Here is a 21073-nt window from a genome sequence, read left to right as displayed (position 1 = left end):
CGGTCGGCAGTCGGCAGTCCGCAGGTCAGCAGGTCGGCGTGTCGGCGAGTCGGTCGGGCCGGTGCCTGCCCGGTGCCCCGGCCGCCGCCTGCGCGCCGGTCAGAAGCGGCCTCCGCCGCCCATACGGCCCCGGGTTCCGCCGCCGCCGAAGGAGCCCGGGCCGGCGCCACCACCCCCGAAACCGCCACCGAAACCCCCGCCCCGGCCACCGAAGCCGCCGCCGCCCCGCAGGATCTCGCCGAGGATGATCCCGCCGAGCACGGCGCCGCCCTGACCGCCGCCGGAGCGCCGGCCGCCGTACGGATTCTGATAACCCCGTACGTCCTGTTCGGCCAGCTGCTGCGCCTGACGCGCGAGGGAATCCGCCTGTTGGGCCTCCGCCAGCGCGCCGGGCGGGTCCGACGCGGCCAGGGACATCGCGCGCTCCAGGTGCCGGCCCGCCTCCGCCAGCCGGGTGCGGGCCTGGCTGCCGACCGCGCCCCGGCTGGTCGTGACGTAGTCCGTGGCCGCGCCGATCGCGCTGCGGGCCGAGAGCAGCGCCTGGTCGAGCAGGGCCACCGCGCGCTGACGCCCGGATTCCCGCTCGCGCGCCCCGGCCATCGCCTCGTCGAGCGCGGCGTCGGCCTCCTCGACCCGGCGCAGGCAGTCGATCGGGTCGTACCGGCCCGCCGCCTGCTCCCGGCGCACGTCGGCCAGGACAGCCTCCGCCCGGCCGATCCGGCCGCGCAGATCCGCCGTCGACGTACCCTCCGCGGTCCCGGTGAGCAGCCCGCGGGCGTCCGCGAGGTCCGTCTCGGCCTCGTTGAGGGCGCCCGGCAACTTCCCGGCCGCCTGCGCCAGTTCCTGGGCCCGTCGTTCCACCGCGTCGACCAGGGTCGCGGCCTGGCCGACCGCGCTCTCGGCGGCCCGGACGTGCACGGCGGCCCTGCCGTTGTCCCCGGTCCCGACCGCCGTACGTGCCGCGTCGAGGCTGGTCGTCGCGAACAGCAGCCGGTCCTCGGCCTGCTGGGCGTTGGAGGCCACCGGCGCCGACGCGGAGTCCGCGTACTCCCGCGCGACGGCGGCCAGCGTCGCCTCCGCCGCGGCGGTGCGACCGGACAGGGCCCGGAACTGTTCCTCGACGGTGGCCAGGGCCTGCGGCGCGTTCTTCTCCAGGTCCCGCAGCCGGTCGAAGGCCGCCGACTCGGCGTCCAGCCTGCGGTTCGCCTCCGTGCACCGGGCGATGATCTCTTCCAGCATCCGGCGCCGGGTGGCGTCGTCCTCCGGGTAGGCGTCGTCCAGCTGCTGACGCAGCCGGAAGGCCTGGGTCAGCTCGCTCTGGGCGTACTCCGCGGCCTCGGTGAAGGGGCCGACCGCCTCGTCGCCGAACTGCGCGGAAGCGAAGCCCAGTTCCTCGGTGCTGGTGCGGACCGCGTCATCGGTCTCCACCAGCAGCCCTTTCGCCCGGGAGTCCAGTTCCGGCAACGGAACCGGGGTCGTGCCGCCCCAGTTCTGGCCGGTGGTCGTGCCGCGCCCGGCAGAGTTGCCGCGCTTGCGCCGGGAGTAGGCGTACGCGCCCAGCGCCCCGGCCGCGCCGACCGCGACCACCGGCAGGACGAAGTCGCCCGCCCCGTTCCCGCTGTCCGCCGCGCCGCCCGGGTCGGCCGGGCCGGGGGTGATCGTGGGCACCGGGACGGGCACGCCGTCGAGGACGGCGGAATACCCGTCGGCCGCGCCGATGGCGGCGCCCGCCCAGTCGTTCTGCTTCAGGGCGGGCTCGATGGCGGTCTGGGCGACCGTCGCCAGCTGCTGCTCGGTGAAACCGGACCGGGTGTCGGCCGAATAGGCGTACTGCCGGGCTCCGGTCGCCACGGCCAGCAGGACGTCGTTCTGACCGAGGCCGTTCTTCTCCGCGGTGGCGTCGGCCCAGCTCTGGGCGGAGCGCCCGGAGAAGTCGCGTACGTACGCCACGAAGAGCTGGATCCGGTGCTCGGCGTAGAGCTTGTCGAGGGCGGAGGTGACGGAGGCCTTCCGGTCGCCCAGCGCGTCCACCCGGTCGGTGACCTGCCCCTGCTGCGAGAGGGTGACGGGATCGTCCGCCTGCGCCTGCGGCGCCCCGGCCACCCCCAGGCCGCCGACCGCCAGGACCGCGGCGGCGAGGGCCAGACCGGCCCGCAGGGGTACGCCCGTGGTGGGGCGTCTCTGCGTCCTGTTTCTCGGCGGAATCACAATTCGGAGGTTATGGCCGGTTTCTCGCCGTCGCATGCGGAAGCGGGGGCCGGTCCGCCCATCCTCCGGGAGGGCGGGCACCCCTCCGGCGGCCCTGGCGTCGCCGCCGTCGGACCCGGCGCCATCGGAACGGGGTGCGGCTTCGCCGTGTCTCGTGGCGCCCGATCGTCGCGGGGGTGGGGGAGTGGTCCAGCACGCGATGCGCCTGCTGGAGAGCGAGCGGGCCCTCCACTGGCGATATTGGTCTAGTCCTCTCTTGGTCCAGACCATTGACCCGGCTGCGGCCGCCACGGTATTCCGTACCTGAACGCCAATGCCACAGACCGGAGTTGGCGGACCCTACAGCTGGGACACCGATGAGACGCATACGATCCGCCCGCGCGGTTCTGGCCGCAGTGGCCGCGACGGTGGCCACCGTCGGGCTGGCCGCGGCGGGTGCCGGTACCGCTCAGGCGGCAACCCCCCTGCCCAAGCACGTCTTCGCTCCCTACTTCGAGGCGTGGACCGGCGAGAGCCCGTCTGCCCTGGCCGCCCAGTCAGGGGCCAAACACCTGACCATGGCGTTCCTCCAGACCGCGTCCGCGGGCTCCTGCACGCCGTACTGGAGCGGCGACACCGGCCTGCCGGTCTCCTCCGCCAGCTTCGGCTCCGACATCCGCACCATCCAGGCGAACGGCGGGGACGTCATCCCCTCGTTCGGCGGCTACACCGCGGACACCACCGGCACCGAGATCGCGGACAGCTGCACCGATGTCAACCAGATCGCCGCGGCCTACGAGAAGGTCATCACGACCTACGACATCTCACGGCTCGACATGGACATCGAGGTCGACTCGCTGAACAACACAGCGGGGATCAACCGGCGGAACAAGGCCATCAAGCTGGTCCAGGACTGGGCGGCGGCCGCCGGTCGGACGGTGGAGATCTCCTACACGCTCCCGACGACCACCTCCGGCCTGACCTCCGAGGGCCTCGCGGTCCTGCGCAGCGCGGTCACCAACGGAGCGCGCGTCGACGTAGCGAACATCATGACGTTCGACTACTACGACAACGCCACCCACAACATGGCCACCGACACCCAGACCGCGGCGCAGGGGCTGTACGACCAGCTCGCGCAGCTCTACCCGAGCAAGACCTCCGCCCAGCTGTGGGGCATGATCGGCATCACCGAGATGCCAGGTGTCGACGACTTCGGGCCGGCCGAGACGTTCACCCTGGCCAATGCCGCTCAGGTCTACGACTGGGCGGTGGCCAAGGGAATCAACACCCTGTCGTTCTGGGCGCTCCAGCGCGACAACGGCAGCTGCCCCGGCGGTGCGGCCGCCGACGGCTGCTCCGGCATCCAGCAGAACACCTGGGACTTCACCCATGTCTTCGCGCCCTTCACCGGCGGCACCACCACGCCCGGCGACGACTTCTCGGTGAGCGCGGCCCCTGCCTCCGGATCGGTGGCGGCCGGCAACTCGACCACCGCCACGGTGAAGACCGCGGTGACGGCGGGCACGGCGAAGACGGTGAACCTGACCGTCAGCGGTGCCCCCGCGGGCGTCACCGCCTCGCTGAGCCCCGCCTCCGTCACGGCGGGCGGCTCGTCGACGCTCACCCTCAGCACGGCGAAGGCGACCGCTTCGGGCACGTACAGCATCAAAGTCACCGGTACGAGCGCCTCCGGCAGTCACACGGCGACCTACGCCCTGACCGTCACCGGCGGCTCCGGCGCCCAGTGCACGGCTGCCGCCTGGGCGACCGGCACGGTCTACACCGGAGGCCAGCAGGTCTCGCACAAGGGCCACAACTGGAAAGCCAAGTGGTGGACGCAGGGCGAGGAGCCCGGCACCACCGGCGAGTGGGGCGTCTGGCAGGATCTCGGCGCCTGCTGAACGTGACGACGCTCCACGGTGATGCCCGGCAGCCCCCACTGCCGGGCATCACCCTTTCCGTACACCAGTCGCTGCGGGCCCCGTCATCGCGCGAGCGCCTGTCGCCCTTGGGACATGTCGCACCTGTGCCACCGGATAGGCGTGACACCCGGCTCGTGATCACCGGATTCTGTCAACCGGGTGAACAAAAGCCTGTGTTCGAGGAAAGGCACGAGACTGATGAGACGGATCCGCCTGATGGCGGCAATATCGGCGGGGCTGGCCCTGACGGCGGGAGCGGTGGCGCCAGTGGCCGCTCGCGCGGACGCGGCCGGATCCACGAAGGTGGCGAGCACGACCACCACCGCCACGGTGCGGCTGCTCACCGGCGACAGTGTGACCGTAGCGGCCTCCGCGGACGGGAAGCAGGTCGCCTCGGTCGAGCCGGGCCCGGGTCGGAAGCGCATCCTCTTCCGGACCTTCGAACACGACGGGCACCTGACGGTCCTCCCCTCGGATGCCGGTGACCTGGTGGCGTCCGGTCGGCTCGACCGCGGCCTCTTCGACGTGACGGCCCTGGTCGCCCAGCACTACGACACCGCCCACACACGTGCTCTTCCGCTCATCGTGAGTCGGCCCGCCGGGGTCGAAGCCGCGGCCGTGAGCCGGCTGACGGCGTTCGCCGCGGACAAGTCCCCGGTCCGCCGGCTCAAGAGCATCGGGGCCCAGTCGGTGCGGGTGGCCGACGGAGACCTCGGCGCGTTCTGGAAGGAGATCACCGGGCCCGACGACAGCCGGACGAAGGCCACGGAAATCAAGACCGTGCCTCGGGTGTGGCTCGACGGCCGGGTGAACGCCGTCCTTGACCGCAGTACCGCCCAGATCGGCGCCCCGGCGGTGTGGGACGCCGGATACCACGGCGAGGGTGTCAAGGTCGCGGTGCTGGACACCGGGGTGGACCAGACCCACCCGGATCTCGCCGGACGGATCGCCGAGGCACAGGACTTCTCCGGCAGCACCGGCACGAACGACGTCTTCGGACACGGTACGCACGTCGCGTCGATCGTCGGCGGGACCGGCGCCGCATCCGGAGGAACACGTAAGGGAGTGGCGCCGGCGGCACAGCTCCTGGTCGGCAAGGTCCTCGGCGACGACGGGTTCGGCTCGGAGTCGCAGGTCATCGCCGGGATGGAATGGGCCACTGAGCAGGGTGCCAAGGTGGTCAACATGAGCCTGGGGTCGGACCAGGCCACCGACGGCACGGACCCGATGAGCCTGGCGGTGAACGAGCTCAGCGACCGTACCGGCGCCCTGTTCGTCGTGGCCGCGGGCAACAGCGGTGAGCAGGGCGCGGGCACCGTCGGCTCTCCGGGCGCGGCCGACTCCGCCCTGACCGTCGGCGCGGTGGACAGGGACGACTCCCTCGCACCGTTCTCCAGCCGCGGTCCCCGCGTGGGTGACGGTGCCGTCAAGCCGGATGTGACGGCGCCCGGCGTCGGTATCGTCGCGGCGCGGGCCGCGGGTACCACCATGGGTGACCCGGTCGACGCGAACTACGTCGCGGCCTCCGGCACTTCGATGGCCACCCCGCATGTGGCGGGCGCGGCCGCGTTGCTCGCACAACGCCATCCGGACTGGACGGGATCCCGGCTCAAGGACGCCCTGACGAGTACGGCACACACGATGCCGGGACAAGAGGTCAGTGAGCAGGGCGGCGGTCGCATCGACCTGCCGGCCGCCGTACTGGGCTCGGTGACGGCCACCGGCGGTGTCACGCTGGGGACCTTCGAGACCGGCTCCGGCAACGCCCGTACGCTTCCCCTTCGTTACACGAACAGCTCCGACGCCGAGGTCACTCTCGCGCTGACCGTCCACCTGGCGACCCAGGGCGGGACGACCCCGGGGGAGGGGGCCGTGCGGCTCGGCTCCGAATCCGTCCGGCTTCCGGCGCACAGCACGGTCGAGGTTCCCGTCGCCGTCGATCCGGCAAAGGCCCGGCAGGGCAAGTACTACGGCTACGTGACCGCCGCGTCCTCCGACGGGAAGGCCGCCGCGCACACCACGCTCAGCCTGGTCGTGCACGGTCCGATCCACCGGATCACGGTCAGGACGTACGACAAGGACGGCAAGCGCGTTCAGGCGCTGCCGACCATCTGGGGCGCCGACGGATTCGTCGGCTACACGGATCCTGACAACGCTGTCGCCGACGTCGAGGAAGGCGTCTACCAACTGGACTACGCCACCACCGACAAAGCGAGCGACGGCGACGAGCTGCGCCAGGTCGTCCTGCCCCAGGTCGAGGTGACCAAGGACAGGACCGTCACCCTGGACGCGCGCAAGACCACGCCGGTCACCATCCGCACGCCCAAGCCCGCCGAACAGCGCGGCATCTTCAGCTACCAGACGTACCGCCGGCTCGACGGCCACAGCCTGACCGCGGGCACCATGTACTTCGACGTCGCGAAACGGCTGTACGTCAGCCCCACCGACACCGTCACCAAGGGAACGTTCGAGTTCTCCTCCCGATGGCAGCTCGTCGCGCCCCTCCTCACCATGAAGGTGCCGGGAACGAAGCCGGCCCCGGACGTCTACTACATGCCCGCTTCGCCGCTGTTCGGCAACAGCGGGGCGACCCTGACCGCGGTCGACGCGGGCGACGCGGCGCACCCTTCGTTCACCCACGCCCGAGGCCGCCTGGCGCTGGTCACCAACAACGACGGCGTCAACGAACAGGAGTTGGCCCAGAAAGCCGCACACGCCGGTGTCCGTGCACTGATGCTGGTGCACTTCAGTGACATCGGCTGGACGCGCTGGTCACCCGTCGGCGACCGGTGGGCCCTTCCGACCGTCCGCGTCGGAGCGAGCACAGGCGCCCAGCTGGCGGCACGGGCTCGCGCCCACCCGATCACCGTGAGGTTCTCGGGCACGGCCGAGAGTCCCTACCTGTACGACGTCATGCAGGTCTCGAAACAGCGCATTCCCCAGCACGTCGCCTACACGGTCTCCGAACGGAACACCGCCGTCGTCCACGCGGCCTACGCTGATAACGGGGGCAGTGGGTGGGCCAGTGAACAGCGCTTCGCCAGGCGCCCGTACCAGGACACGGCCTGGCTCCAGTACACCCGCTTCGTGCCGACCGGGTTCGACCGGACCGAATACGTCAGCGCGGACGACACCAGCTGGCAGCATCTCGTGCACTACACCACGACGTTCGACGTCGACATGCCGCTCGCCGTCGGACTGCGGGACGCGCCACGCACCTACAAGGCCGGTACGCAGGGGCACGAGACCTGGCAGGGGTCCGTGGCCCGCCCGTCGATCCCGGCCCACTTCGAGACACCCACCGTCCGCGACGGTGATCAACTGCGCCTGCGCATACCCGAGTTCACCGACTCGGAGAACGGCCACTGGTCGCGCCTGGCGGTGGGCGGCGACGGTGGCATCGGAACCTCCCTCGCCGCGCAGGCCGGTGACAGTGCTGCCGCACAGCTCTACCGGGACGGAGTGAAGATCGGGGAGATGGACAGTGCCTGGTCCGACGTGGAGGTTCCGGCGGGTGCGTCGAAGTACCGGCTGGAGCTGTCGACGGCGCGCTCCTCGGACGACTGGGAGTACGGCACGGCCACGACGACGTCCTGGACCTTCCGTTCGGGCCGAACGGCACAGGCCACACCCCTCTCGCTGCTCCAACTCGACTACGACGTACCGGTCGACGCGCACAACACGGTGCGTTCCGCGAGCACGACCACGATCGGGGTGAAGGTCCGGGCCCAGGACGGGTTGACGGCTCCGCACGGGGTGGACGTCCGCGTCGAGGCCTCGTACGACGACGGCAGGACCTGGGCGCGGGCGAAGGTGCGCGACCACGGACGCAATTCCTTTGACGCCCACGTGGGCCGCCCGTCGTCCGGGCGGGGCAAGGCGTTCGTGTCGCTTCGCGTCACCGCCACGGCCGACGACGGGAGCAGCGTGCGGCAGACCGTGCGGCGCGCCTATGGGGTGGGCCGCTGACGGAGATGCCGTGGGGCGGGTGACGGCGTCCGACGTCGCCGCCCGCCCCGACGACCCACCCTCGTAGTACAGTCTTCAACTGTCGCAGCCGCTCGTAGGGGGAGGGCGGCAGTGTCTCTGGAACCCGCCGGAATTTCTCCGGCAGAAGAAGCCGTGTACCGCATGCTCGTGCTCTCGGGGCGTGTCAGCGCCCGGGACGTCGCTGCCCGGTCCGGCTTGGCCGAAGCACAGGCGGCGGAGATCCTGGACGCACTGACCGCCACGGGGCTCGCCAGCCACACGGACGGAACACCACGTCACTTCAGGGCCGCTCCACCGGACGTGGCCCTGCTGCCCCGCCTGAAGCAGAGCGCCGAAGCGCTGGATCTCGCTCGGAGCGAGGCGGCGCAGCTCATCCAGACGTACCAGGAGACGGTGCGCCGCCACGATGCGAGCCAGCTCCTCGAAGTCATCACGGGTGCCGAGGCCCTGCGTCAGCAGTTGCGACAGATCCAGACCAGCGCGCGGGACGAGATGCTCTGGTTCTGCAAGGCCGAGTACGTGGCCATGCCCTCCGGCAGCAACACCGAGGAGTTCGAAGCGCTCGCGCGCGGCGTACGGTACCGAGTCCTCTACGAGAAGGCGTTCTTCGACGACGACGGCGCCGTCGACAACGTGGTCGCGGGGGTGCGCGCGGGAGAGACAGCCCGGTCGACCCCTCAACTGCCCCTGCGTCTCGCCATCGCCGACCGATCCGTGGCCATCTTCCCGCTGGTGCCGGGCGGCCCCTCGGGAAGCCCGGGGGAGCCCACCACCGCACTGGTGAGGGACAGCAACCTGCTGAGTGCGTTGATCGCCCTGTTCGAGCGCTACTGGCAGGACGCGGTCCCCCTGCGGGTGGACGACAGCGGTCTCGCGGCGGACGCAGGGGACAGGGAAGCTCTGTCACCGCTGACTCCGGTCGACCGGAAACTTCTGTCACTGCTGGTGGCCGGCGTGACCGACAAGGCGATCGCCTCGCAGCTCGGACTGAGCCGGCGCACCGTACAGCGGCACATCCAGCGCATGATGGAACTGGCCGACGCGGAGACGCGCATGCAACTCGCCTGGCAGGCCGCTCGGCGCGTCTGGCTGTGAGGACGGCGTGGCGCCGGGAGCCGATCGGGTCGCTCCTGGCCGGTGAGGCTCAGTCGACTGTGCTCATCGGCCCCCGTACCGCGCGGCCCTATTTGTAGAAGACGGCCACGCCTCCGTGGTGCGAGCAAGCCCCTTGGTGGTGGGCGGCGTACGAGTAGGTGCCGTCGTTGCAGCGAGCGGTGGCGCCGTTTCCGGCGGCGCTGGAGCCGCCCGAGGAACTTGAGCTGCCGCTTCCGGAGGACCCTCCCGACGACGTGCCGCCGGATCCTCCGGAGGATGTGCCGCCGGAGCCACTGACGGCGGCGGCCTTCGCGGTCACGGTCACTCTCACCTTGACCGTCTTCGTCGCGGTCACGGTCGGCGCGGGTTCCGGACTCGCCGTCTCCGTCGCAGTGGCAGTGGCCGTGGTGGTGACGGTCGGGGCGGGCTGGGCCTTGGTCGCTGCGGTCTTCGTGGTGGTGTCGTCCTGGCCGCTCCCGCCGGCGCCGACGCCGATGATGAAGGCCAGGCCGATGGCGGGCAGCATGTACCGCTTGCGGCCCCACTTCGGTCTGAGCGGCTGTGGGGCGGGCGTGGCCGAGGGCCAATGTCCGGGCGGTGGCGGCTGGTTGTACGACATGGTCCCCCCAAGGCGTTTCGTGGTGGGGTGACCGTAACAGGAGATGTGAAGGACACGTGAGAGAAGTGTGGTGACGGTGACGCAGTCGTAGCCGATCACGGACGGACGGATGCGCGTCACCTGGTCGGGGCCGTGTCACCGGCATCTCATAGGCTGCCGGCCATGAGCGACGGAGAATCCGGCAGACGGATCATCGATGGGCGCTTCGAGCTGGAAACACGGCTCGGCGGCGGCGGAATGGGCACGGTGTGGAGAGCCCGCGACGTGGTTCTCGACCGGGCCGTGGCGCTCAAAGAGGTTCGGCCGTCGGATCCGGGACTTGCCGAGTTCGATCCGCAGGGCGCGGCACTGCTCCGGGCCCGGGTGCTCCGGGAGGCGCGGGCGCTGGCCCGTGTCGACCACCCCAACGTGGTCACCATCCATCACGTGGTGGATGGCGGCGAGCACACCTACCCGTGGCTCGTCATGGAGTTGGTGACCGGCGGATCACTCCAGGACCGACTGGGGAAGGGACCCCTCACACCTGTCGCGGCCGCCCGTCTCGGCCGCGAGGTCCTGGCCGCGCTACGGGCCGCGCACGACGTCGGCATCCAGCATCGGGACGTGAAGCCCGCCAACGTCCTGCTGAGGCCCGATCATCGTCCGGTCCTCACCGACTTCGGCATCGCGGCCATCAGAGAGTCGACGGTCCTGACCGCGACCGGGTCCATCATCGGAACGCCCGACTACATGGCGCCCGAACGCATAGCCGGCGACGAGGGCGGACCGGCCTCCGACCTGTGGTCGCTCGCGATGATGCTCTACGTCGCCGTCGAAGGGCGTCATCCGCTGCGCAGGGGAACGACCCTGGCCACCCTGGCGGCCCTGCTCAGCGAGGAACTCCCGCCGCCGCACCAGGCCGGTGCACTGACCGGCTTCCTGAAGGCCGTCCTGGTGAAGGATCCTGCGGCCCGGGCGGACGCGGAGACGGCGGACCGGATGCTCGCGGACGCGTCCGGAGAGCGGGCCACGACGTCGCGAGCTCCCGGCCCGGACGCCGACAGCACCTCGTACCGGCTCGCACCCCCGTCGGCGTCGCCCCCCACCCACCTGCCAGGCGGCGGCAGCGGACCCGCTCCCGGCGTCGGCACGCCGACCGGCTTCGGCCCTCCGACTCCCCACGACGCCGTGCCCGGCTCGTTCGCTGCGCCGACCGCCGGTCCCGAGAGCCCGACACGGCCGGTGCGCGGGCAGGGCGGCCGGGCGAGGACGTCGGTCACGATCGCGTCGTCCGTCGTCGGAACGGTGCTGGCCGGAGTCCTGGTGTGGACCCTGCTGCCGGACGGAACCCACTCGGATCGGGGAGACACAGCCGATGCACCGGAGACGTCCTCGTCCCGGACCAAGGGCCCGACCTCCGCACCGCCGAGGCCGTCCCGCTCCGCCACCGCTCCCCGGACGGACACGAAGGCCGACCTGCTGACCCCGGCCGGTATCCGTACGGCGGTGGAAGCCATCAAGGCCGCAACCGGTGCGGACCGTGCCGGCGACCTCGCCGTCTACGAGGACCACGTTTCTGCGGACATCATGGTCAAGGGCAGCGAGACGAAGTGCGACAGCTACACCTACCGACCTGACCGGGGCGTCGAGAAGGACATCATCAGCGGCGCGCTCACCGCCGGCGAACGCCCCTTCAGCCTGGGCGCCTTCGACTGGGATGTCGTTCCCGCCTTGCTCCAGCGCGCGCAGAAGGATCTGAACGTGAGTCGGCCGACCATGCGGTACGTCCTGGTGCGTCCGGCCGACGACACGTTCGGCACACCGTTGGGGCTGGCCGTCTACCGCGTCGACGACCACGTCACCGGATATCTGACCGCGGACCTGAAGGGCAAGGTGACGCGGGTCTTCCCCGCCGAGGACTGACCGCCTCGTCGACTCCGGCGCGTGGGGGAGCCGTTGCGGGCAGGCGACTGTCTCGAGTGCGGACCTGGACCCCTCGGCGGCCGTGTCGAGGGGGCGCCACGGACTCGTGGCGCCCCCTCACACCGGTCCAACGGCCGAGGGGCCGGGCTCACTTGTGGTTGCGCGTCCCGTTGTTGCTGTTGACGTTGACCTCGTTGTGGACGTCCCCGTAGTGGACGTCGATCAGCCCGCACAGCAGGCAGCCCGGGTTGTCGGCCGGGGGCGCCGGGGCCTGGGACACGGTGACGGTGGTCGTGTCGCTCGAAGCGCCACAACCGTCGTCGCCGTTGTAGGCGGCGGTGATGGTGTGGGTGCCGGTGGTCGTGAAACCGGTGGTCAGCGAGGAGTGCCCGTCGGCGTCCACGGGGGCGGTCGCGAGGAGGTCCGAGCCGTCGAAGAACGACACGCCGAGGCCGCCGCTCGGGTCGGAGCTGCACGTCACCGTCGCGTCCAGGGTCACCAGTTGCCCGGCCGTCGCCGAGGAGGGCGTGGCCTGGACCGTGGTCGACGACGGATCGGCGGCGGCTGCCGACGGGGCGAGCGACAGCACGGTGGCCACCGCCGCTACGGCGACCATGAGTCCGGCTGTGCGTGTACGGCGCGCTTTCACTGAGGGGCCTCCTCGATCCGACGGGCCGGCGGGGGTTCGCCGTCGCCGTTCGGAGCGAGACCTTAGGCCGCTTTCGACGGCATGCGCGGGAGGCACGGGGCCCGTGGGCCCACCCGAGTCATCGACTCGCTCGAATGGGCTGGAGCGGTCCGGCCGCGCGCGGTCGGCTCGGCTTCGTGAGGCCGAGCTTTTGGTACCGGCTAGATCGCGGGAGGCGCGACGCGCTGGTAGGCCAGCGAGTTGCTGGTGCCGCCCGACGTCGTGACGCTCACCGCCACCGAGCCCGCCGGACCGGCCGGTGCGATCGCGGTCGCGGTCGTGTCCGACAGCACGGAGAAGGCCGCCGGCGCGGTGCCGAAGCGGACCGCGAAGGTCGTGGTCAGACCTGTTCCTGTCAGGGTCACGGTGGCGCCGGCGTCCGTCGGCCCCTGCGCGGGCGAGAGCGCGGTGAGCGTGGGCGCCCCCACGTAGGCGTAGATGACGGCGTTGCTGGTGCCGCCGGGACCGGTGACGGTGCACCCGACGGAGCCGGTGCCGGGCGGGGTGACCGCGGTGATCTGGGTGGCGGAGTTGACGGTGTAGGAGGTCGCGGGGGTGCTGCCGAAGGTGACGGCGGTGGCTCCGGTGAGGCCGGCGCCGGTGAGGACCACGCTGGTGCCACCGGACGTCGGGCCTTGGGTGGGCGAGACGGACACCAGCGAGGGTGCGTTGAGGTAGTAGAAGAACACCGGCCCCGAGGTGCCGCCGACCGTGGTCGCGGTGACCGCCACCGCGCCGGTGCCGGACGGGGCGACCGCGGTGATCTGGGTGGCGGAGTTGACGGTGTAGGAGGTCGCGGGGGTGCTGCCGAAGGTGACGGCGGTGGCTCCGGTGAGGCCGGTGCCCGTGAGGACCACGCTGGTCCCGCCGGACGTCGGACCCTGGCTCGGCGCGATCGTCGTGAGGGAGGGGGCGGGCGCGTAGGTGTAGGCGACCGTGTTGCTGAGGCCGGCGGGTGTGCGCACGGTGACGTTCACCGTGCCGGTTCCGGGCGGGACCGTCGCCGTGATCGTCGACGGGGAAGTGACCGTGTACGACAGGGCGGCGGCGGATCCGAACGTGACGGCGGTGGCGCCGGTGAACTGGCTTCCGTTCAGGGTCACGGGGTTGGTGCCCGCCGCCGGACCCGAGTTGGGTACGACCGAGGTGAGGACGGGAGGGGCCACGGTGACTCCAAGGGGGTGTGGTCGGCCTGGCCTGGCCGGGCGTGAGCCGGTATCACGGAGGTGGTGCGGGCCGGCGCTCGCGAGCCCGCACCGGTTCCGCTGGACAGGCACCGGCCGACCGAAGCGGACCTGGGGCCTGTCCAGCGGCGCGTCCGAGATCTCGTCAGATGCCGGGACCGGACACGTAGGTGAAGCCGTCGGTGAGGGTGACGCCACCGCCCTCGGTGGTGACGACGACGTCCACGGAACCCACGGCGCCGGGTGGCGCGAGGGCCACCAGCGTGGTGCTGTTCAGCACGGCGAACGACGCGCTGGTGCCGCCGAACGTGACGGCCGTGGTGGATGCCAGTCCTGTCCCGCTGAAGGTCACCGAGGTACCGCCGGACGCCGACCCCGTGGTGGGGGTGAGCGAGACCAGCGTCGGCGCGTCGACGTAGGCGTAGCCGAGCGGTGCCGTCGTGCCCCCGGTGGTGGTGACCGTGACGTCGACGGAGCCACCGGAGCTGCCGGCCGGAGCGACCACGGACAGCTGACTGTCCGAGACGACCGTCGGTGTCGCACTGTTGGAGCCGAAGGACACGGCGGTGGCTGTGGAGAGACCGTAGCCGTTGACGGTGACCGTGTTGCCGCCCGCGGTCGGACCGGAGTCAGGGGCGAGGGACACCGCGATCGGCGGGCTGACGTAGAAGAACGAGAGGGAGTTGCTCGTCCCCCCTGCGGTCGTCACATTGACGTCGACGACGCCGCAACCCGCGGGGTCGACCACGGTGATCGACGTCGGGGTGTTCGCGGTGATCGTGGCCGTCCGGGAGCCGAAGTGGACGGCGGTGGCACTGGCCAGGTTCACGCCGGTGATGGTGACGGTTGTTCCGCCGCTGGTGGGGCCTTGGTTGGGACTGATGGGCATGAGGGGTTCCTCCTCACTCGGAAGTCTTCTCCGAGCAGCGACTGGGAGTCCCGATCCACGGGCGTCCCGAACCGGCCCGGCCAACACGTGCGGTGGCCGGCGTACGGGGATGAGCGGAGGCCCGTCCGGACGGGACGGGTGCAGTCCCGGGAGGGCGGCCTGCCTGCGGCGACTCGATGGATCAGCGCCCGTTGATGCAGACACCTTCATTAACCCATCAGAGTGGTTGCACGCCAAGAAGACTGACCCTGTGTCAGCCGTTTGGCGGAGCGCGTATGGCATGCGGCGGCGCGTTTCAGGTAGTGCCCGGCCCTGCGGCGGCGGCCGTCGACGCCAAGCCGGGGCCGACACGACCACTTCGGACGGCACGATCGCTGCGGGCCGGGCACGAGCAAGGAGGACTCCTCGACGTGCTTGCCGCTCCGCGCCGGTGCGCCGGCACGGGCGGTGTGTGCGGGGCCGGCGCCCGGGACCGCCGGGCCGATCAGCCACGTCCGATTCGTTCAAGAACGCGGCCACGCCGGCCTACTACCCTCGCCATCATGAACAGCGCCGACAGAGAATCACGCCATCTCAGTGTCCATGTCGACCGCACGGCCGACGAGGTCTACGCCTACGCGGCGGACCCGGAGAACCTCCCCGCGTGGGCCCTCGGACTGGGTGGCTCCATCAAGAGGATCGATGGGCAGTGGGTCGCGGAATCCTCCCCGATGGGAAGGGTCGTGGTGACCTTCGTGCCGCGCAACGGGCTGGGTGTGATCGACCACCACGTCACGCTTCCCTCCGGGGAGACCGTCTACAACCCCGTCCGCGTGATCGGCGACGGCGAGGGAAGCGAGGTCGTGTTCACGCTTCGCCGGCAGCCGCAGATGAGTGACGCCGATTTCGAGCGTGACGCCGCCCTGGTCACGGGCGACCTGAACCGGCTCCGAGAACTGATGGAGTCCGCGGCGTCAGCCGGTGCGGAGCCTCGCACGGGGAGCTGACGGCGAACCGGGGCGCTTTCCGGATCCTTCTCGGCGGCGACGGCGGACGCGGACAGCAGCGTACCGGCGGCGAGGCTGCCCCAGAGAGTGGCCGGCCCGTGCGGTGCGAGAGCGGTGATGACCGCCGGAGACACCGCGAGACCGAAGCCCGTGGAGAGCTGGAAGCGCGCGAGAGTACGTCCCAGCAGGTGCGCCGGGGCGAGGGCCGTGACGAGAGCCGTGGAACTGCCGGCGTAGACGATCTCCCCCAGAGTGCAGACCACGGACACGGCGGCCACGGCCGGAGCGCCCCAGCCCCCGCCCAGAGCGGTGGCGGCGAGGAACCCGAGGTAGGACACGGCGAGCACCACGCCGGCGAACGCCAGCACGATCCGCCGCGGGAAGCGGGCCAGCAGGACGGTGACGGGCACTTGGAGGGCGACGACGAGGACGGTGTTCGTCACGAAAATGACCGCCGACCACACCGGGGATGCCTGCAACTGCGTGACCAGTACCAAGGGAAGCGCGATTTCGGGGACGTTGAGGCAGAAGACGTAGATCACATTGGCGGCCAGGAGCGCGCGCATCCGGGGCGCGGGCGCATCGCCGCGGGCCTCGGCCGGAGCGGCGGCCGGGCGTGCGCGCAGGTGGACCGACCACGCCAGTACCGCGGCCGTGAGATAGGCGAGCCCGGTGCCCACGGCCAGCACCTGCAACGCGCCGGCCCCGCCCGCCAGGCACACGGTGGCCAGGAGCGCGCCCGCCCCCATACCTGCGTTGCGCAGGGAACGGCCCGCCGCGAGAGCGGTGTCACGTTCCCTGCCGTCGGTGACCGTGGCCACGAGGGCGGCGTGGGCGGCCGGCCACGCCTGGTTGCCGATGCCGAGGAAGAGCGCCGCCGTCGAGAACAGCCAGACGTGTCCCGACGGGGTGGCCAGGAGCAGGCCCACGCCCAGGACCCGTACGAGCATCGACGCTGCCACGACCGTGCTGCGCGCACCCCGGTCCAGCCACCGGCCCACCGCGGGCATGCACACCAGACCCACGACGACCCCGCCCGTCATGGCGATACCGGCCGCCGGTGCGGACAGGCTCAGCACCAGCACTCCGTAGAGGAGCAGAAAAGGCCGCAGCAGGCCGGTGCCCAGCGCGTCCACCGCCAGGGCGACGGCGTAGCGGGGGCCTCCGAAGGCGCGGATCAGGCCGCGGGACCGGATGTTCAGGGTGGTTGCCATGGCGTCAACGGTGGGTTCGGCCGCCACAGCGGCCACGTCGGTTGACGGACATCGTCAACCGACGCCGCCCTTGCCTGCCGACTCGGTGATGATGACGGGATGACGCTGAGGATCGACATCAGTGGCCTGCCTCCTGAGCGACTGCGCTTCGCGGCCTCCCCGCTGGCCGAGCTGACCGCGATGCTGCACGTGCTGGCCGAGCCCGAGCACCATCCGCAGCGAGCCGGCTGGGCCGCCGAGGTGTGGGCCGGGCTGCGGCCGGAAATGGCCGAGCGGTTGCGGGAGGCGGAGTTCCTCTGGCGTTCCGCACGAGCCGACTTCCTCGTCCCCGCCCGGCCCCGGCAGACGCTTGCCGAGGAGCTGGACGACGTGGACGGGATCGACGACGAGACGTATGTGAGGGCGGCGCTCGTCAGTTCCTGCGGCAGCAACCGGGGCCGCTACGCCATGCCGTCGCCGCTCACCGACGCCGCCGCGCGGGAGCGGGCCCTGGACCGTGCCCAGGCCCGCGGTGCGACACAAGAGGCCTTCGCCGAGCGGCTGCTCGACGACCCGGCCACCGTGCGGGCGCGGGTGCGGTACACCCTCGAACAGTGCGCTGAGGCGTTCTTCGACGCCGCATGGGCGGGCGTCGCCGTGCAGCTCGCCAACGACCTGCGTCTGAAGAACGACCTGCTGAAGCGCCAGGGCATCGGACCGGCACTCGCATCGGTCTCCGGCGCCGTCTCCCTGGCACCGGACGACGACAGCATCGTCGTGGACAAACTCCAGGACGCGGCGACCACGGCCCACGGCGGCGGCGTCACGTTCATCCCCAGTGTCTTCGGCCGCCCGCACCTGGTGGCGGTCTACGCCCGCGGATGGCAGCCGGTCCTGCAGTACCCGGTGGCCGAGCAGACTCCGTCCGAGCCTGTCGCACTGGAGACGGTGACACTGCGGTTGGAGGCACTCGCCCACCCCGTGCGGATACGACTCCTGCGCACCCTGGCCCGCGGCCCCCACACCACCGGCGAGCTCGCCGACGCCTGGGACCTCACGTCGCCCGAAGTCTCCCGCCACCTCGCCGTCCTGCGCCGCGCGGGCCTCCTCACCGCCCGGCGGCACGGCCGCTACGTCCACCACACCCTCAACCTGCCCGATCTGACGGCACTGGGCAGCGACCTGCTGGCGGCCGTTCTGCGCTGACGGCATAGCCGGCCCGGGCGTGCTCCTGGCCACGAGCGGCTGCGTAGGCTGACTCACGCCCCCCCGTGTACCGGATCACCGGTGACCGACGAGGAAGACGAAGGATCGATGACGCTGAACGCCGGCCAACGCGTACGACTGGTGGCGGATCTCCGCCTGGCCGGGTCGGTGATCCCCGCCCGGGAGCCCTCGGAAGAGACCAGTGCTTTCACCGCCTCTCTGGCCCTGGCGGCAGGCATCGAGGGCACCGTCGAGCGAGTGGACGAACACCACCCGGAGCAGAGCCACGAAGCGCGTGAGTACCTGCGTCTCAAGGCCCTCCTCGACGACTTCGGCCACCAGATGCCGTCGGCGAGCAGGACGCAACTGGACGAGCAGGTCGCAGCCTTGGAAGAGCACTGGGACGCCTACCGGCGACAGATGCTCCGCGTCACGGTCCGCGTCCGGCTCGACAACGGATTCGTCCTCGACGACGTCCCGGCGGAGACCTTCGCCTCCGTCTGACCGGGCATCAGCCCGTCGCAGAGGCGGGGGAGCGCTCAACATGCACACGCCGTTGCTGCCGGCCACGAGACGGGCCGGCAGCAACAGCGTGGAAGGCGGGCCCGGTTCTGGACCACGCGCCTCTGGACCGCGCCTTCAGAAGACTGGTCAGGCCTTGTGCTGCATGCTTCGACGTGCGGGATTGCCCTGCTCGGAGGCCTTGGGGTCCTTCTCGTCGGCCTTGGCACGCACCCCCTGCTGGATGCGCTCACCGATCGACTTGTCGATGTTCGACCAGTACTCGAACGCGCGCTGCAGCACCGGCTCGGAGACGCCGTTGAGCAAGTGGCCCACCACGTTGTCCACGAGCCGGTCCCTCGCCGCGTCGTCCAGGACCTCGCGCACCATGGTGCCGGCCTGACCCCAGTCGTCGTCCTCGGGATGCGAGACGTACGCGGCGCGGGTGATGTCCCCGTCGGCGTGCCAGCTCGGGGGAGTGCCGAACCGGGCGGTGTCGGCGGCAGGGCCACCCTTCGAGTTCGGCGCGTAGACCGGGTCGCTGGTCTTGCGGTACGCCATCGCCCCGTCCTTGGAGTACGTGTGCACCGGGTTGACGGGAGCGTTGACCGGCAGCTGCTGGTAGTTGGCTCCGATCCGGTAGCGGTGCGCGTCCGCGTACGAGAACAGGCGCGCCAGGAGCATGCGGTCGGGGCTCGGACCGATGCCCGGGACGAGGTTGTTCGGCTGAAACGCGGCCTGCTCGATCTCCGCGTGGTTGTCCGTGGGGTTGCGGTCCAGGGTCATCCGCCCGACCTCGATCAGGGGATAGTCGCCGTGCGGCCACACCTTGGTCAGGTCGAAGGGGTTGAAGCGGTAGTCGACCGCTTCCTCGTACGGCATGACCTGCACGTACAGTGTCCAGCTCGGATACTCGCCGTCACGAATGTGCTCGAAGAGATCCCGGGTGTGGTAGTCGGTGTCCGCCGCCGCCATCTGGTCACCCTCGTGCTGGGTGAACGTCTCGACGCCCTGGTCGGTCTTGAAGTGGTACTTCACCCAGAAGCGCTCGCCCTGCGCGTTGATCCACATGTAGGTGTGCGACGTGTAGCCGTTCATGTGCCGCCAGCTGCGCGGGATGCCGCGGTCGCCCATCAGCCAGGTGACCTGGTGGGCGGACTCGGGGGAGAGGGTCCAGAAGTCCCACTGCATGTCGTGATCACGCAGGTTGTTGTCCGCGCGGCGCTTCTGCGACCGGATGAAGTGCTGGAACTTCATCGGGTCCTTCACGAAGAACACGGGGGTGTTGTTGCCCACCATGTCGTAGTTGCCCTCGCTGGTGTAGAACTTCACCGCGAAGCCGCGCGGGTCGCGCCAGGTGTCCGGGCTTCCCCGCTCACCGGCGACGGTGGAGAACCGGGTGACGAGCTCGGTGGTGGTGCCGGGCTGGAAGACCGCCGCCTTGGTGTAGGCGCTCACATCCGCGGTGACTTCGAAACGACCGAACGCGCCGCTGCCCTTCGCGTGCGGCTGACGCTCGGGGATGCGCTCACGATTGAACTGTGCCATCTGCTCGATGAGGTACGAGTCCTGCAGCAGAATGGGTCCGCCCGGGCCGACGGTGAGCGAGTGTTCGTCGCTCTCCACCGGGATGCCTGCGTCGGTGGTGGTCGGTTTGGGTGTGGTGTCGGTCATTCTCGATCTTCCCCTTCGATGATGCGAGCGGGTACACGGAACACTGACCTCGGCCGTGCACATCACGGCCGGGGGCTGCACGTTCCCGGCCGTAGCCGGGTACCTGCCGCCCCTACTCCGACAGCGAGGCACGAGTAACCCGCGATCGACGTCGTAAAACGCTCATGAACCGGGCTAAAGCGCCACCCCCCAACATCGCCCGTCCTGTCGTGCCCCGCCAGCGACAGCCGGGCGTCCCCCACAGGGCAGGCTCCGTCCGGAAACGCGGGAGCCGAGCCCGGAGGCGGCGCCCGCGGCGATCCGACAGCCCGACCCTGACGGCGCCATACGAGTGACGCGGGATGCCGATGCCGTGCCGCGACCGTGTTCCCGGCCACCGCCTCCCTGCCCGCCCGGCCGCCGTCCCGGCGCAGCTCAGGGAGCATGGCGAGAACCGCCGCCGGCCCGTCCAGCAGATCGAGGTCGATGCCGACCGCCCTGCCGGTCCGGTACAGCTCGTACGTGCCGGTCTCACGGACCACGATGACGTTGACTATGTCTCCCATCAGGTCGGAGTGACCTCGACCGGAGCCGAAGCCCAGCCGTTTTCGACGGCGCCGTGTTCCGGGCGCCCGTCGAAGCCCGGCAGACGCCGGGGCGGGCGGAATGTGGTCTGTGGGGGTGGAGGAACCGGGTAACGTCTTTGTCATGTTCTTCCCGACGGCGATTTACGAGTGAGGGCGTGGGGCCCCCGCTGACGTCCTTCGACGGCGCCGCCCGTCCCCACCGATGAATCCGTAGATCACTTCACCTCATGACCCGGAGAACCCATGACCGTCAGCAAGAACATCAACAACCCCGTGGGCCAGGGCGGTGGCCAGCGCAAGAAGCTGTCCCGCGCCGAGCGACAGAACAACGGGCCGTACCGCAACCTCGACCGTCAGGGCGCCGCCGACCAGAAGGCCGAGCTGGTGCGCAAGATGCGCGAGAAGGCGGCCGCGGCCGAGGGTGCCGGGCAGGCGGGCGACGCCACCGCACAGAGCTGACGCACCGCCGCC

Annotated in this window: 14 protein-coding genes and 1 pseudogene; 8 read left to right on the top strand and 7 right to left on the bottom strand. The window is 71.0% G+C overall.

The window, feature by feature from the left end; all coding sequences use genetic code 11:
• Positions 1–99: 99 nt before the first annotated feature.
• On the bottom strand, positions 100–2208 hold the full coding sequence (locus OG406_RS01070) for a TPM domain-containing protein (protein ID WP_443067036.1): 2109 nt from the start codon (positions 2206–2208) through the stop codon (positions 100–102).
• Between the two features lie 356 nt (positions 2209–2564).
• On the opposite strand from OG406_RS01070, the gene OG406_RS01065 reads away from it, so the two are divergent.
• From OG406_RS01065 to OG406_RS01055, 3 genes are all read left to right on the top strand, one after another.
• Positions 2565–4088 carry a glycosyl hydrolase family 18 protein gene (locus tag OG406_RS01065; protein ID WP_329183293.1) on the top strand — a complete coding sequence of 508 codons (1524 nt, stop codon included), beginning with the start codon at positions 2565–2567 and terminating at the stop codon, positions 4086–4088.
• Positions 4089–4307: 219 nt separating this feature from the next.
• A complete protein-coding gene (locus OG406_RS01060; RefSeq protein WP_329183291.1) occupies positions 4308–8078 on the top strand; it encodes a S8 family peptidase in 3771 nt (1256 codons plus the stop codon).
• Positions 8079–8189: 111 nt separating this feature from the next.
• The gene (locus OG406_RS01055; RefSeq protein ID WP_164371255.1) at positions 8190–9194 is read left to right on the top strand and encodes a helix-turn-helix transcriptional regulator; all 1005 of its coding nucleotides are present in this window, start codon (positions 8190–8192) and stop codon (positions 9192–9194) included.
• Between the two features lie 88 nt (positions 9195–9282).
• Here the strand turns inward: OG406_RS01055 and OG406_RS01050 are convergent, their stop codons facing one another.
• Positions 9283–9813 (bottom strand): DUF3761 domain-containing protein, encoded by a 531-nt coding sequence (locus OG406_RS01050; RefSeq protein WP_329183289.1) that lies wholly within the window; start codon positions 9811–9813, stop codon positions 9283–9285.
• 162 nt (positions 9814–9975) lie between these two features.
• On the opposite strand from OG406_RS01050, the gene OG406_RS01045 reads away from it, so the two are divergent.
• Entirely contained in the window at positions 9976–11715 is a 1740-nt protein-coding gene (locus tag OG406_RS01045) for a serine/threonine-protein kinase (protein WP_329183287.1), read from the top strand.
• 148 nt (positions 11716–11863) lie between these two features.
• Here the strand turns inward: OG406_RS01045 and OG406_RS01040 are convergent, their stop codons facing one another.
• The 3 genes from OG406_RS01040 to OG406_RS01030 form a co-directional block, all read right to left on the bottom strand.
• Positions 11864–12331 (bottom strand): Ig-like domain-containing protein, encoded by a 468-nt coding sequence (locus tag OG406_RS01040; RefSeq protein ID WP_164371253.1) that lies wholly within the window; start codon positions 12329–12331, stop codon positions 11864–11866.
• 233 nt (positions 12332–12564) lie between these two features.
• On the bottom strand, positions 12565–13569 hold the full coding sequence (locus OG406_RS01035) for an IPT/TIG domain-containing protein (RefSeq protein ID WP_267049905.1): 1005 nt from the start codon (positions 13567–13569) through the stop codon (positions 12565–12567).
• A 163-nt stretch (positions 13570–13732) separates the two neighbouring features.
• Positions 13733–14476 (bottom strand): IPT/TIG domain-containing protein, encoded by a 744-nt coding sequence (locus tag OG406_RS01030; protein WP_329183284.1) that lies wholly within the window; start codon positions 14474–14476, stop codon positions 13733–13735.
• A 542-nt stretch (positions 14477–15018) separates the two neighbouring features.
• On the opposite strand from OG406_RS01030, the gene OG406_RS01025 reads away from it, so the two are divergent.
• A complete protein-coding gene (locus OG406_RS01025; protein ID WP_329183282.1) occupies positions 15019–15462 on the top strand; it encodes an SRPBCC family protein in 444 nt (147 codons plus the stop codon).
• Between the two features lie 8 nt (positions 15463–15470).
• Here OG406_RS01025 and OG406_RS01020 read toward each other — a convergent pair.
• A pseudogene (locus tag OG406_RS01020) lies at positions 15471–16676 on the bottom strand (MFS transporter); the annotation flags it as partial.
• Positions 16677–16775: 99 nt separating this feature from the next.
• On the opposite strand from OG406_RS01020, the gene OG406_RS01015 reads away from it, so the two are divergent.
• Both OG406_RS01015 and OG406_RS01010 read left to right on the top strand, forming a co-directional pair.
• Entirely contained in the window at positions 16776–17861 is a 1086-nt protein-coding gene (locus tag OG406_RS01015; RefSeq protein WP_267049908.1) for a DUF5937 family protein, read from the top strand.
• 81 nt (positions 17862–17942) lie between these two features.
• Positions 17943–18365 (top strand): hypothetical protein, encoded by a 423-nt coding sequence (locus OG406_RS01010; protein ID WP_267049909.1) that lies wholly within the window; start codon positions 17943–17945, stop codon positions 18363–18365.
• A gap of 147 nt (positions 18366–18512) precedes the next feature.
• On the opposite strand, the gene OG406_RS01005 is transcribed toward OG406_RS01010, so the two are convergent.
• Positions 18513–20036 carry a catalase gene (locus OG406_RS01005; RefSeq protein WP_267049910.1) on the bottom strand — a complete coding sequence of 508 codons (1524 nt, stop codon included), beginning with the start codon at positions 20034–20036 and terminating at the stop codon, positions 18513–18515.
• 809 nt (positions 20037–20845) lie between these two features.
• Here OG406_RS01005 and OG406_RS01000 point away from each other — a divergent pair.
• The gene (locus tag OG406_RS01000; RefSeq protein ID WP_164371247.1) at positions 20846–21061 is read left to right on the top strand and encodes a DUF6243 family protein; all 216 of its coding nucleotides are present in this window, start codon (positions 20846–20848) and stop codon (positions 21059–21061) included.
• The last annotated feature ends 12 nt before the right edge of the window (positions 21062–21073 follow it).

The sequence above is a fragment of the Streptomyces sp. NBC_01428 genome, assembly GCF_036231965.1.
In the GTDB taxonomy this organism is placed as follows: Bacteria; Actinomycetota; Actinomycetes; order Streptomycetales; family Streptomycetaceae; genus Streptomyces.
The sequence above is the reverse complement of the archived record's forward strand: the minus strand, read 5'-3'. Positions and strand labels throughout refer to the sequence as shown.

Excerpts from the sequence above, each read along its gene's own strand:
- OG406_RS01065 (WP_329183293.1), top strand. The coding sequence starts at position 2,565 with ATGAGACGCATACGATCCGCCCGCGCGGTTCTGGCCGCAGTGGCCGCG.
- OG406_RS01060 (WP_329183291.1), top strand. The coding sequence starts at position 4,308 with ATGAGACGGATCCGCCTGATGGCGGCAATATCGGCGGGGCTGGCCCTG.
- OG406_RS01050 (WP_329183289.1), bottom strand. The coding sequence starts at position 9,813 with ATGTCGTACAACCAGCCGCCACCGCCCGGACATTGGCCCTCGGCCACG.
- OG406_RS01045 (WP_329183287.1), top strand. The coding sequence starts at position 9,976 with ATGAGCGACGGAGAATCCGGCAGACGGATCATCGATGGGCGCTTCGAG.
- OG406_RS01040 (WP_164371253.1), bottom strand. The coding sequence starts at position 12,331 with ATGGTCGCCGTAGCGGCGGTGGCCACCGTGCTGTCGCTCGCCCCGTCG.
- OG406_RS01030 (WP_329183284.1), bottom strand. The coding sequence starts at position 14,476 with ATGCCCATCAGTCCCAACCAAGGCCCCACCAGCGGCGGAACAACCGTC.
- OG406_RS01025 (WP_329183282.1), top strand. The coding sequence starts at position 15,019 with ATGAACAGCGCCGACAGAGAATCACGCCATCTCAGTGTCCATGTCGAC.
- OG406_RS01015 (WP_267049908.1), top strand. The coding sequence starts at position 16,776 with ATGACGCTGAGGATCGACATCAGTGGCCTGCCTCCTGAGCGACTGCGC.
- OG406_RS01005 (WP_267049910.1), bottom strand. The coding sequence starts at position 20,036 with ATGACCGACACCACACCCAAACCGACCACCACCGACGCAGGCATCCCG.
- OG406_RS01000 (WP_164371247.1), top strand. The coding sequence starts at position 20,846 with ATGACCGTCAGCAAGAACATCAACAACCCCGTGGGCCAGGGCGGTGGC.